General features: G+C 67.6%; 13 protein-coding genes. 6 read left to right on the top strand and 7 right to left on the bottom strand.

Features of this window, described 5'->3' with window-relative positions; genetic code table 11:
* Position 1: 1 nt before the first annotated feature.
* The 4 genes from GRX01_RS16215 (at position 2) to flaJ (ending at position 4,927) form a co-directional block, all read left to right on the top strand.
* Positions 2 to 454 carry a flagellar protein G gene (locus tag GRX01_RS16215; protein ID WP_159670059.1) on the top strand — a complete coding sequence of 151 codons (453 nt, stop codon included), beginning with the start codon at positions 2 to 4 and terminating at the stop codon, positions 452 to 454.
* A gap of 25 nt (positions 455 to 479) precedes the next feature.
* Positions 480 to 1,238 (top strand): ATPase domain-containing protein, encoded by a 759-nt coding sequence (locus GRX01_RS16210; RefSeq protein ID WP_159670057.1) that lies wholly within the window; start codon positions 480 to 482, stop codon positions 1,236 to 1,238.
* A gap of 263 nt (positions 1,239 to 1,501) precedes the next feature.
* Positions 1,502 to 3,169, top strand: a complete 1,668-nt coding sequence (locus GRX01_RS16205) for a type II/IV secretion system ATPase subunit (RefSeq protein ID WP_159670054.1) — start codon at positions 1,502 to 1,504, stop codon at positions 3,167 to 3,169.
* 9 nt (positions 3,170 to 3,178) lie between these two features.
* Positions 3,179 to 4,927, top strand: coding sequence for an archaellar assembly protein FlaJ (gene flaJ, locus GRX01_RS16200; protein WP_159670051.1), 1,749 nt, complete (start codon positions 3,179 to 3,181; stop codon positions 4,925 to 4,927).
* A 387-nt stretch (positions 4,928 to 5,314) separates the two neighbouring features.
* Here the strand turns inward: flaJ and GRX01_RS16195 are convergent, their stop codons facing one another.
* From GRX01_RS16195 to GRX01_RS16185, 3 genes are all read right to left on the bottom strand, one after another.
* A complete protein-coding gene (locus tag GRX01_RS16195) occupies positions 5,315 to 7,156 on the bottom strand; it encodes a carbon starvation CstA family protein (protein WP_159670048.1) in 1,842 nt (613 codons plus the stop codon).
* Between the two features lie 266 nt (positions 7,157 to 7,422).
* The gene (locus GRX01_RS16190; protein WP_159670295.1) at positions 7,423 to 8,406 is read right to left on the bottom strand and encodes an ArsA family ATPase; all 984 of its coding nucleotides are present in this window, start codon (positions 8,404 to 8,406) and stop codon (positions 7,423 to 7,425) included.
* A gap of 17 nt (positions 8,407 to 8,423) precedes the next feature.
* Complete coding sequence (locus tag GRX01_RS16185) at positions 8,424 to 8,747, bottom strand: hypothetical protein (RefSeq protein ID WP_159670045.1); 324 nt, start codon at positions 8,745 to 8,747, stop codon at positions 8,424 to 8,426.
* A 110-nt stretch (positions 8,748 to 8,857) separates the two neighbouring features.
* On the opposite strand from GRX01_RS16185, the gene GRX01_RS16180 reads away from it, so the two are divergent.
* Positions 8,858 to 10,189 carry a CobW family GTP-binding protein gene (locus GRX01_RS16180; RefSeq protein ID WP_159670042.1) on the top strand — a complete coding sequence of 444 codons (1,332 nt, stop codon included), beginning with the start codon at positions 8,858 to 8,860 and terminating at the stop codon, positions 10,187 to 10,189.
* Positions 10,190 to 10,192: 3 nt separating this feature from the next.
* On the opposite strand, the gene GRX01_RS16175 is transcribed toward GRX01_RS16180, so the two are convergent.
* The 3 genes from GRX01_RS16175 to GRX01_RS16165 form a co-directional block, all read right to left on the bottom strand.
* Positions 10,193 to 10,414 (bottom strand): hypothetical protein, encoded by a 222-nt coding sequence (locus GRX01_RS16175; RefSeq protein WP_159670039.1) that lies wholly within the window; start codon positions 10,412 to 10,414, stop codon positions 10,193 to 10,195.
* A 98-nt stretch (positions 10,415 to 10,512) separates the two neighbouring features.
* Positions 10,513 to 10,917, bottom strand: a complete 405-nt coding sequence (locus tag GRX01_RS16170; protein WP_159670036.1) for an SRPBCC family protein — start codon at positions 10,915 to 10,917, stop codon at positions 10,513 to 10,515.
* A 107-nt stretch (positions 10,918 to 11,024) separates the two neighbouring features.
* The gene (locus GRX01_RS16165; RefSeq protein ID WP_159670033.1) at positions 11,025 to 11,348 is read right to left on the bottom strand and encodes a hypothetical protein; all 324 of its coding nucleotides are present in this window, start codon (positions 11,346 to 11,348) and stop codon (positions 11,025 to 11,027) included.
* Positions 11,349 to 11,400: 52 nt separating this feature from the next.
* On the opposite strand from GRX01_RS16165, the gene GRX01_RS16160 reads away from it, so the two are divergent.
* Positions 11,401 to 11,580: a hypothetical protein gene (locus GRX01_RS16160; RefSeq protein ID WP_159670030.1), complete on the top strand. Its 180-nt coding sequence runs from the start codon at positions 11,401 to 11,403 to the stop codon at positions 11,578 to 11,580.
* A 61-nt stretch (positions 11,581 to 11,641) separates the two neighbouring features.
* Here GRX01_RS16160 and GRX01_RS16155 read toward each other — a convergent pair whose 3' ends face one another.
* Complete coding sequence (locus GRX01_RS16155; RefSeq protein ID WP_159670027.1) at positions 11,642 to 12,274, bottom strand: dolichol kinase; 633 nt, start codon at positions 12,272 to 12,274, stop codon at positions 11,642 to 11,644.

Below are 12,274 nucleotides of genomic sequence, written 5' to 3'. Positions count from 1 at the left end.
GATGGCGGGCGGGAGCGCCGCCGAACTCATCCTGTTCATCGCGGCCATCGTCGTCGCGGCGTCGGTCGCCGGCACCCTGACGAGCGAGGTCGACCGCGTCAGCGACGCCATCTCGGCGAAGTCGCTGGACGTGGCCGGCGAGATCCGCGCCGACGCGGAGATCGTCTCCGACGCCGGCGCGCAGGTGTACAACCGCTCGGGCAACGAGAACGTCACCGTCCACGTCCGTAACACGGGTGCATCGGATCTCCCGGCGGAGCCCGGGACGGTCGACGTCCTCCTCGACGGCGAGTACCAGACGGAAGTGAACATCTCGGTCGTCGGCGGGGGCGACACCTGGCACCGCGGCGACGTGGTCCGCGTGGAGTTCTCCGCGGCGGACCTGCCCGCCGGCGACCACCGGCTGAAGCTGGTCGTCAGCGGCGACGAGGAAGTGTTCCGCTTCAGAACCTGATCCGCACCACACCACTCACCCACTAATGTCACGAGCACAACAGAATTCGCTGCTATCGATCGGCCTGCCGGAGCGCGACCAACTGAACAAGGAACTCGGCGGGGGGATCCCCCGCGGTTCGATCGTCCTCATGGAGGGCGACTACGGCGCCGGGAAGTCCGCGCTGTCCCAACGGTTCGCCTACGGTCTCGTCGACGAGGGCGCGACCGTGACGCTGTTGTCGACGGAGTTGACCGTCTCGGGGTTCATCGACCAGATGTACTCGCTGCGGTACGACGTGACGAAACCGCTGCTGAACGAGGAGCTGCTGTTTCTCGCCGCCGACTTCGACTCGGGCGGGAACTTCTCCGACACCGACGCCGACCGGAAGGAACTGCTCAAGCTCCTGATGGAGGCGGAGACGATGTGGAACTCCGACGTGATCATCCTCGACACGTTCGACTCCATCCTCCGCAACGACCCGACGTTCGAGGCGCTCGTCCGCAACAACGACGAGCGACAGGCGGCACTCGAGATCATCTCCTTCTTCCGCGACATGATCTCCTCGGGCAAGGTGATCGTCCTCACCGTCGACCCCTCGGCGGTCGGCGACGACGCCATCGGGCCGTTCCGGTCCATCGCCGACGTGTTCCTCGAACTCCAGATGGTCGAGGTCGGATCCGACGTGCGCCGAAACATCGCGGTGAAGCGCTTCGCCGGGATGGGCAGTCAGGTCGGCGACTCGATCGGGTTCTCGGTCCGCTCGGGGACCGGGATCGTCATCGAGTCGCGCAGCGTCGCCTGACCGGCCGCTGCCCGGGCGCCGCCGTCGGACCGGTCGTCGTTCACGTGGCTGTCGGCCGATCGGCCGTCGCCGCCCGCGGACGTGTTCTCAGGCTATCGCGTACGGCACACATTGTTATCGGAGGTGATAGCTCGCGGGGAGGCTTTAAGACTCGTTCGCGGGTGGATCGTCGTAATGAGCATCACCCTCGTCGGGAGCCGGGGGCGCGGTGCCGTCACGTCCGACGACGATCGCCGCTCGTCGCCGGAACGGAGGTGTCCACGATGACAGACCAAGGACAGGCGAACCCCTCGAGCGAACTGAAACAGCTGGCGATGAAGCGGCCGCACCTGCGGGAGCACCTGCAGAAGTTCAAGCAGATCACCGGCGAGTTCCCGATGTTCGTCGACGAGATCGAGGGGGAGCACGAGGCCCGTCGCCCGAACGTGCTGTACCCGGTCGGCGGTCCCATCTTCTGTCACGTGTACGGCGACTTCGGGCAGGACACGAAGTACTACACCGTCGAGCCGACGCTGTCGGGCGCCGAGGAGGAAGTGCTGGACACCGTCAAGTCGAAGCTGCTACGCCAGAGCGGCCACAAGCCCGCGCCGGAGGGCGAGTCGGGATACGACGACCTGATCGAGGAACTGCTGGAGGACGTCACCGCCGTCACCGAGGAGCAGGGTCGGCGCAACGTCCTCTCGTCGATCAAGAACTTCGGCCGCGTCGAGGTGTCCAAGCAGACCTACGACAACATCCGCTACCGGCTCAACCGGGACATCGTCGGCTTCGGGCCGCTGGAGCCGGTCATGCGCGACCCGGAGAACGAGGACATCCACGTCATCGGCCCCAAGGAGTGTCACGTCGATCACGGGGTCTTCGGCATGATGGAGACGACCGTCGACTTCGGGACGCCGACGGAGTTCGACAACTGGCTGCGCAACATGGGCGAGCGGATGGGTGACCCCGTCTCCGACTCCAACCCCATCATCGACTCGACGCTGCCGGACGGGTCGCGTATCAACATCATCTACTCCGACGACGTGTCGATCAAGGGGTCCTCGCTCACTATCCGCCAGGGCGAGGAGACGCCCCTCTCGATCAACCAGATCACGAAGTGGGGAACGCTCAGTCCCGAACTCGCGGCGTACCTCTGGCTGTGCCTGGAGAACGAGCAGACCGTCTTCGTCGTCGGGGAGACGGCGTCGGGGAAGACGACGACGCTCAACGCCATCCTCAGCTACATCCCCCGCGACTCGAAGATCTATACCGCGGAGGACACCGCCGAGGTCGTGCCGCCGCACAGCACCTGGCAGCAACTGCTCACCCGCGAGGGCGACGGCGGCGACTCCAACGACGTCGACATGTTCGACCTCGTCGCCGCGGCGCTTCGCTCGCGTCCCGACTACATCATCGTGGGGGAGGTCCGTGGTGCGGAGGGTCGCATGGCGTTCCAGGCGGCCCAGACGGGCCACCCGGTGATGCTGACGTTCCACGCCTCCGACATCGTCTCGATGATCCAGCGGTTCACCTCCGAGCCGATCAACGTCCCGGAGACGTTCATGGACGTGGCGGACGTGGCGCTGTTCCAGAACCGCGTCAAGCAGGGCGACGACGTGCTCCGCCGGGTCACCTCGGTACAGGAGATCGAGGGGTACTCCAAGGAGATGGACGGCGTCGTCACCCGGCAGGTGTTCGACTGGGACCCCGTGGAGGACGAGATCGTCTTCCGCGGGCGAAACAACTCCTACGTGCTCGAAGAGCAGATCGCGACGCTGCTGGGGTACGCCGACACCCGCGACATCTACGACGACCTGAGCTTCCGTGCGGAGCTCATCGAGCGGATGATCCAGGAGGGCATCCTCGGCTACCACGAGGTGAACGAGGCGATCACCTCCTTCCAGCGCGACGGCGTCGACGGGCTTCCCTTCGACATGCACCGCACGACCTGAGCGCCGCGTATGAGCACGAACAGCGCGTCCGCGTCCGACTTCTTCCCCGACTCCGCAGCGGAGCTTGCGGCGGATCTCGCGTCGTCGTACGACGCGCTGGACATGTCCAAGCGGAAGTACGTCGGCTACATCCTCGCCCCCTCGGGGGCGTTCTTCCTGCTCACGATCGTCGGCGCGTTCCTGCTGCCGCTCCCGCTGACGGTCCGCCTGCCGATCCCGGCGCTCGGGATCCTGGTGTTCGTCGCGGCGGTGTTCTACCCGAAGCTGTACCTCAACGGGCGACAGGTGGCGATCGAGAACCAGCTCCACCTGGTGATGACGCACATGACGGTGCTGTCGACGACGAACATCGACCGGATGGAGGTGTTCCGGACGCTCGCGACCGAGGAGGAGTACGGCGCCGCGGCCGACGAGCTCGGGCGGGTCGTCCACCTCGTCGACACGTGGAACCAGTCGCTCGACGACGCGCTGCGCCGCCGGGCGAAGGAGGTCCCTTCGGACGTGTTCTCGGACTTCTTCGACCGACTCGGCTACACGATCGGCGCCGGCCAGACGCTCGACGAGTTCCTGCTGTCCGAGCAGGACGCGGTCATCCAGAACTACATCACGGTGTACGAGGGCGCGCTGGCGAACCTGGAGGTCATGAAGGACCTCTACATGTCGATGATCCTCTCGATGACGTTCGCGCTGGTGTTCGCCATCGTGCTCCCGATCCTCACCGGCGACAACCCGACGCTCACCGTCTCCGCGGTCATCGTCCTGTTCATGCTGGTGCAGCTGGGCTTCTACGTCGTCATCCGAGCGATGGCCCCGCACGATCCCGTCTGGTTCCACTCCGAGGAGGGGGCGCCCTCGGACTTCCGGCTGTGGGCCAGTTTCGCGGTCGGCGTGTTCGGGACGGTCGCGCTCGTCGTCTTCGTCGGCGCGGGGCTGTTCAACGTCGGCCCGGGGCTACGCGGACTCCTCTTCTTCCTCGAGGACATCCCGCTCGCGCTGTACATCTGCGTCCCGATCACGCCGATGGCGATCACCGGGGTGATGCTCCGGTTCGAGGAGCGGAACATCGAGGAGCGTGACGGGGAGTTCCCCTCGTTCATCCGCGCGCTCGGCGCCGCAGAGTCGGCCAAGCAGTCGACGACCGGCGACGTGCTCGCGACGCTCCACCAGAAGGACTTCGGCGCGCTCTCGCCCGCGATCGTTCGCCTGTACCGACGACTCAACATCCGGATCAGCTCCGAGCAGGCGTGGTACACCTTCGCGACCGACACGCGCTCGTACCTCATCCAGAAGTTCTCCGACATGTACCTCGAGGGTCGGTCGATGGGGGGTCGGCCGAAGCTGCTGGGGGAGCTCATCTCACAGAACATGAACACGGTCATGCAACTGCGCGAGCAGCGCCGGCAGGCGACGGTGACGATGATCGGACTGCTGTACGGGATCACCTCCGCCTCCGCGTTCGCGTTCTTCATCGGCCTGCAGGTCGTGAACATCCTCGCCGACCTGTCCCAACAGTTCGACATCACCAACGCCGGCGGGGTCGGCAAGATCATCTACGCCGGCGTGTACGACATCGCGCTCATCGAGTTCCTGCTCCTGCTCGTCATCCTGTTCAACGCCGTGCTCTCGTCGGTGATGATCCGTACCATCGACGGCGGCAACAAGGCGAACGCCTACCTCCACTTCGTGCTCATGACGTGGCTCGGCTCGGGCGTGGCCGTCTTCACGAAGCACCTCGTCAGCGCGATCCTCACGATCTGAGGCTCCGAGGCCGACCGGAATTCGGATACGGACCGTGGGGGGAGCCCCGCTCGTCGCTGCGGATCTCCTCGGTGATACTCCGCGCGGAACGGTTATACCGTCGTGACATCGACGTACTGTCAGCGGCGGTCACGGGGCTACGGGAGTCGACCGCCGTCGGGTCGCGGCGAAGCCATGGGTAGGGACCTGGCGTTCGACGCGTGGACCCGACCGGACGCCTCGCCTTGGAGGCGCTCCGGACGTTCCGTATTCGAGATCTCGGCGAGCGCGTGCTCTCCCAAGCCGCCGGCATCACCTCTAACTCGGGCCACCGGTGCGTCGACGGCGCGGCCGCTGGCCGTCGAGCGCGTCGAAAAAACGAGATCGACCGTCGGGACGGACGGCCGTTCAGTCGTCGGCCTGGCCCCCGTCGGTGGCGACCGCGCCGCCCGTGTCCCTGCGGGCGTCCTGGATGTTGTCGTACCCTATCTTCACCAGGGACAGCCCCAGGTACAGCAGGGTGAACGCGAGGACGATCTGGACGACCGCCGAGAGCATCGCGAAGGCTCCGGCGTCGGCCATCCACGCGTCGTTGAGGAACTTCGCGTAGATGTTGTCGTGCAGCGCGAGCCACAGCAGGGCCAGCGAGGTGATCGTCACCATGACCACCATCGGGCCGCCCGTGGAGATGAGTTGCTTCGAGTCGCTCCAGTTGGCCAGCCACACCGTCGCGGTGAGCAGTGCCAGCGCCGCGAGCAGCTGGTTCGCGCTGCCGAACAGCTGCCACAGCGTCAGCCACGAGCCGCTCGTGATGAGGACGTACGCCGGTAGCGCCTGCACGACTGCGTTGCCGTAGCGGTCGGCCGCGAACGACTCGACCGACGACTCGGGCGTTCCGACGATCTCCTCCATCATGTACCGACCCAGGCGGACGGCGGTGTCGGTCGACGTGAGCAGGAAGCTCACGAGCACCAGCGCCATGAACGGGCCGCCGAAGGAGGTCGGGATGCCGAAGCTCGTCAGGACGATCGCGCCGCCGCTCGCGAACGTCGGCAGCGCGAGACCGATGCCGCCGCCGACCTCGGGCGCGACGAGCGCGACGGTGATCAGCGCGACGGTGGCGAGCAGGCCCTCGCCGAGCATCCCGCCGTAGCCGATGGCGCGCGCGTCGGTCTCCTTGTCGAGCTGCTTCGAGGTGGTCCCCGACGACACCAGCGAGTGGAACCCGGAGATGGTCCCACACGCGATGGTGATGAACAGCAGCGGGAACAGCGGCGCACCGGAGCGACCGATGAACCCGTAGAACGGTTCGAGCTGCGTCACGAGCGGCTGGCTCGGCGTGATCGCGCCGATGCCGAGCGCGCCGCCGATCGTGCCGACGATGATCGCCAGCAGGGCCCCGCCGACCCCAGAGTACAGGAGGAACGACGAGAGGTAGTCACGCGGCTGCAGCAGCACCCACACCGGGAGCGCGCTCGCGAGCGCCCCGTACACGAGGATGACCGGCACCCACGCGGCGGTGTTGGCGCCCAGGGACCCCGCGCCGGGGAGCCACGAGCCGCCGCTGCCGAGCAGCACGAACGTCTCGGCGGGTGCGCGCGCCGCCGGCTCGAACAGCGCGACCGGGAACAGCGTCCCCACGTACACGCCCACGAACATCGCGGCGACGAACGCGATCGTTCCCGGGATGAACGAGAGGTTCAGCTGATACAGGTACACGCCGAACAGCACCGCGAGCCCGATGTAGATCAGGCTCGCGGTCGCCGCCTCGGGGTACGCGTTGAACACGATCGCCACGACCAGCGCGAACACCGCGACGACCAGAACGATCGTGAGGAACGCGAACCACAGCAGCATGTTCTTGCCGCGCTCGCCCACGTACTCGCCGATGATGTATCCGATCGACTTCCCCTCGTGTCGGAGGCTCGCCGACAGCGAGACGAAGTCGTGCGTCGCTCCCATCAGTGGGTTCCCGATCGCGATCCAGAGGATCGCGGGCACCCAGCCCCACACGACACCCGCGGTGATGGGGCCCACGATGGGCGCGCCGCCAGCGATACTCGAATAGTGATGCCCCAGGAGTACCGGCTTCTTCGCCGGTACGTACTCCTGTCCGTCCTCGTACTTGTGTGCCGGCGTCTCGCGGTCCTCGTCCAGCTCGACGAACTGTGCGAGGTACCGCGAGTATCCGAGGTATCCCGCACTGAACAGTACGAGTACCCCGATCACCAGCCACATTGCTGCCACCATGCTTGTTACCTCGTCACAGTCGTGTGCAGAATTGATATAAAAACATTAACCTTCGACGGCGGCTCGCCGGCCCCGAAACCGGCGGTTCCTCGACTGGAACGGCCGTTCTTTATTATTTTCTTACTAATCCATTCTGGATTCTTCGAAATATTTGCCGTTGAGTACTTTGTGGTTCCGGCCCCGCGCCTCGCGCGCACTCGCCCCGGCACACACTCGTTGGGACGCGCGTTCCGCCCGACCCGCGAACCTCTCGTTCGGTGAGAGGGTCACGTCCGGCCGTCCTCGGGGGTCGCAGGCGCGGCGGTGTCGATGTCGAGTTCGGCGGCGACCTCGGTGAGGAAGTCCCCCTTCACCTCCTCGATGCGGGTCTCGATCTCGGCGACGACGGGCTGGTCGAACTCCTCCCGGAGCGTCCGGAGGTGAGCGCGCTCGGTCTCGACGCGGTCGCGGAGGTAGCGCGCGCCCCGGCCGTTCTCGTCGTCGTCGGGTGAGGGTGTGAGTCGGTTCACCGCGAGTCCGCGGACGGCGAGCCCGCGGTCTGCGAGCCCCTCGGCCGCGCGGCGCGTCTCCCGAACCGAGAGCTCGTCGGGGTTGACGACGAGGAAGAACGCGGCGTGCTCGCGCAGCGTCTCGCCTGCGTACTCGAAGAACTCCTTGCGTTCGCGCAGTCGCGCGAGGATCGGGTCGCCGTCCATCACCCGACGGGGCTCGTTGTTGCCGATCGCGGCCTTCTCGAACAGGTCGATCGACCGCTCGCGCTTTCGCGTGAGGCGGTCGATCCACCCCTCGAGGAAGTCCGGCAGCCCGAGCAGCCGGAGGGTGCCGCCGGTCGGGGAGGTGTCGAAGACGACGCGGTCGAAGTCCCCGCTGGAGCGCATCACGTCGACGAACCGGTCGAACAGCGCGGCCTCGTAGGCGCCGGGCGTCTGGTGGGCCATCTCGATCTGGCGGTCGATCTCGTTGACCATCGCGGCGCTCACCTGGTCGCCCAGCGCGCGCTTCGTCTCCATGAGGTGGTGTTCGACCTCCTCGTCGGGGTCGATCTCCATCGCCCACAGCCCCGTCCGGCCGTCGACCGCCTCGGGTTCGTCGCCGAACCGCTGGTCGAACACGTCGGACGTCGAGTGTGCGGGGTCCGTCGACACGATGAGCGTGTCGAGGCCCGCGTCGGCGCACTTGACGGCGTATGCCGCCGACATCGTCGTCTTGCCGACGCCGCCCTTCCCGCCGAAGAACACGAACTTCTCCATGTGTGCGTGCTCGGCCATCAGAAGTGGTACTGCTGTCCCTTGCGTTCGAGCATCGATCCGCGGTCCCACATCCGTCGCTCCCACGCCTCGAACTCCGAATCGAGATACGGGAGCAGCTCGGCGGTGTAGTAGGAGACTGGCGAGGGGATGCCGAAGGCGTCGGGGAAGCACGCCAACATGAACGAGTCCTCGATGTCCTCGGCCTCCTTCTCGATCTTCTCGTAGGCCGGGTGGGTGAAGAGCCCGTGATATAGGCCGGCGGCCCACTCGCGTAGCGCGTCGAGGTACCGCTCGATCCGGTCCGAGAGGGCCGATCCGCCGTCGTCCGTGGCGTTGCTCATCAGGCATGTGTGTGGCGCTCCCGTGGTTAAGCGTATCGCGATGATGCGTTCGCCGTTCGCTCCCGACACGATCAACGGGCACAAGTACCACACGCGCGGATCCTCCGTCGATGACGCCCGGACGCGGACTCGGCGGTGGACCCGGCTCGGCCGACGACGACGCGATCCCCGTGACCGTTCTCTCGGGGAGCCTCGGCGCCGGCAAGACGACGCTCGTGAACCACCTGCTGTCGAACGCCGGCGACAGGGACGTCGCCGTGCTCGTCAACGACGTGGGCGCGGTGAACGTGGACTACGACCTCCTCTCCTCCGAGGACCTCCCGGCGGTGGGCGTCGCCGAGCTGTCGAACGGCTGTATCTGCTGTGAGCTGCGAGACGACCTCGAACGCGCCGTTGTCCAGCTCGCCGACGGCAAGGAGTTCGACCACCTCGTCGTCGAGCCCTCGGGGATCAGCGAGCCCGGCCCGGTCGCCAGGCAGTTCACCAACGGCCCGGCGGCCGCGCGCTACCGGATGGACGCGGTCGTCACGGTGCTCGACACCCCGCAGTTCCTCGACGCGTTCGCGGGGCAGGGAACGCCCGAGCGACGCGGCGGCGCCCACGAGGCCGACGGCGCCGCCGCCGGCGACGACGGGGTTCGCCCGCTCTCGGATCTCCTCGTCGAACAGATCGAGGGCGCCGACGTGGTCCTCCTGAACAAGGCGGACCTGTGTGCGGAGGCGGAGATCGCGGAGGCCGAGGAGTTGGTCCGCGCGCTTCGTCCCGGCGTCGAGATCGTCCCCACCGAGCACTCGGCGGCGCCGCTGGATCGGGTTCTCGACGTGGACCTGTACGAGCACCGGGACGAGAGGCACGACCATGGGCACGGACACGGCGACGCGGACGGCGACGACCACGGGGATGGCGACGAGCATGGGCAGGGAGTCGGTCATGAACACGGCGGCGACCACACCCACGCCCACCCGGACGAGGTGTACGGGGTCACCTCGTTCGTGTATCGGGAGCGTCGACCGTTCCACCCGGAACGGCTCGCCGAGTTCCTCTCGGACCTGCCCGAGTCGGTCGTCCGCTCGAAGGGAACGCTCCACGTCGCCGGCAGCGATCAGCGACTGAACTACAGTCAGGCCGGCCCGTCGGTTCGGGTGGAGGCGGTCGGCCCGTGGGTGGCCGCGATGGACGAGGCCGATCGGGAGCTGTATCGGGCGAACCGCCGAGGCGACGCCGACTGGGACGACGAGTGGGGCGACAGGCACACCGAGGTGGTCGTCATCGGCGTCGACCTCGACGAGTCGGCGGTTCGCGCGGGGCTGGACACCTGTCTGGTCACGGACGACGAGATCGGGGACGATGGCGTGGAGATCGACGCGAACGCGGACGCGTGGGTTCCGGTCGCGTCCGACGGAGACGGGGACGGCGGCGACGCGGTCGTCTCGCTGTCGTAGCCGTCAGCAGGCGCAGCCGGTCGATCCGGGCGAGCGTTCGAACTCCATCTCGTCGCCGCACTCCGGACACGACGGGGGATCGTCGCCCGCCACGTCGAGATCGAGCAGACGCTCGTCGCAGTCGTGACACCAGTACGCGCCCTTCGACTCGGCGGTTCCCTCGCCGCGGTTCGGCGACTCCGTCGATGCCTTCAACGTCTCCGTGAGTGTGCCTAACAGTCCCATACAGGTCAGTTGTCGACTCGTGTCTAAACTGCGACGCGGCTTCCCGGGCATGACACACGACCGTCCCGCGCCGCTCGCTCCCGCGCCGATCGACCGCCTCAGGCGTCCTCGGCGACGGCGTCGAGCAGCCGTCGGAGTTCCCCGCGGCGCTTCCAGCCGGCGACGCGGTCGACGAGAGGGATCGGCAGCCCCAGCGAGACGCGCGAGACTGCTCGAACCCGACTTCCCTCGTTCGCCGGCTCGAGGGTCACCGCCGTCTCCATCGCGTCGAACGGCCCCTGCTGACCGACCTGCTCGTAGCGCCAGCCGTCGGGCGTCTCGGTCACCCGGAGGTCGAACTCCAGGCCGCCGCCGGCGACGGTGACGACGGTCGCGTCGCCGTCGGGTCGGGTCCCGCGGGCGACGAAGCTCCCCTCGTACTCGACGAGCGCCGCCGGCGTGAGGAGTCGCCGAAGCGCGTCCGGCGTCGCCGCGACGAACCGCTCGACCTCGACTTCGCGCATGCCGCGGCGTGGGCGCCCCCCGCACAAAAGCCCGCGGGGAACCGCCTCCGCTTCCGTCCGCGGCTCCGCTTCCGTCGCCATGCCCGGGAGGGCCGCGCCGCTCGCGGTTACCAGTCGATCAGCGGGAGGCTCAACAACACGAGCAGCAGCCCGAACGCGATCGCGGCGTACCACAGCCTGCGGAACCGCCACGACGTCGGGAGTTCCTCGCGGAGGGCCGGCCGAGCGGATCGGACGAGCCGGTGGTACGCGACGAGCGCTACCGGAACGAACGCCGCGGCTGAGCCGGCCAGCGCGGTCGTCACGTCGACGCCGAACAGCGCCATCAGGTAGATCGGCCCGGCCGAGAGGAGGATCATGAACCCCATCCCCGCGATGACGAGGAACGGGACGGGATCGACGGGGTCGCCCTCGCGGTTCCGGGGGCGCATACGGTGGGATACGACCGCGAGAGCCAAGTAGGTGGTCCCCGCACGCCGGGGTATGGCAAACGACGGCGACCCGCGCGTGCTGCTTGCGATGAACATCGTCCTGTCGAGCCTGTTCTCGACGGTCGTCGTCTGGGGGCTGTCGTACCTCGATCTGGCCGCGTTGACGCTCGAGAACGTCGCCGGCCTCGCGCTCGTCATCTTCGCGGCGACGTACCTGATCGTGTTGCGGTAGTCGGTGAGCCGGGGCGAGACGGTCGCGCTCGAATCCTCTCGAACCCCGTTGCATGAGGCCCTCAGGCCGCAAACAGGAACACGGCGGTCATCGCAGCCCCCGCGGCGGGCGGGATCGTGAGGTTGTCGTCGATCACGTAGCCGCGGATCACCGGCTTCAGGCCGTCGGCGACTGTCGCACCGAGCGCCCCCGCGACCGCGGCGGCGACGCCGACGACGGTCCCCGCGTGGAGGACGGTTATCGGCACCGCGAGCGCGAAGCACACGAGGAACATGACCGCGAGCACGCCGACCTCCTTCGCGGTCGTCGCGTCGTTGCTCCCGAGGTACCCCGAGACGGGGTCGCCGATCGACAGCATCAGGATCGCCGACACCGCGAGCGGCGGCTCGAACGCGACGATCTCGGGGCCGTACGGGGGTGCGAACGCCAACGCCGCCAGCGTTGCTCCGACCATGAACAGCGCGTAGCCGGCGACGTTGTCGGCCTCGTACTCGCGGGTCAACTCGTCGTACACGCGGTCCAGCGGCCACCACTCCACGTCGACGACGAGCCGGAGGAACTCGAGGACGAACACGCCGGCGGTCGCGAGCAGGAGCAGCCCCTGGAGCTGTCGCCACGTGACCAGCCCGAGGAGGTAGATCGCCGGGAACCCGGTCCCGGAGACGTGAACCGCCCGCCGCTTCAGCTCCCCCAT

It is taken from the genome of Halobaculum saliterrae (assembly GCF_009831625.1).
In the GTDB taxonomy this organism is placed as follows: Archaea; Halobacteriota; Halobacteria; order Halobacteriales; family Haloferacaceae; genus Halobaculum; species Halobaculum saliterrae.
The sequence above is the reverse complement of the archived record's forward strand: the minus strand, read 5'-3'. Positions and strand labels throughout refer to the sequence as shown.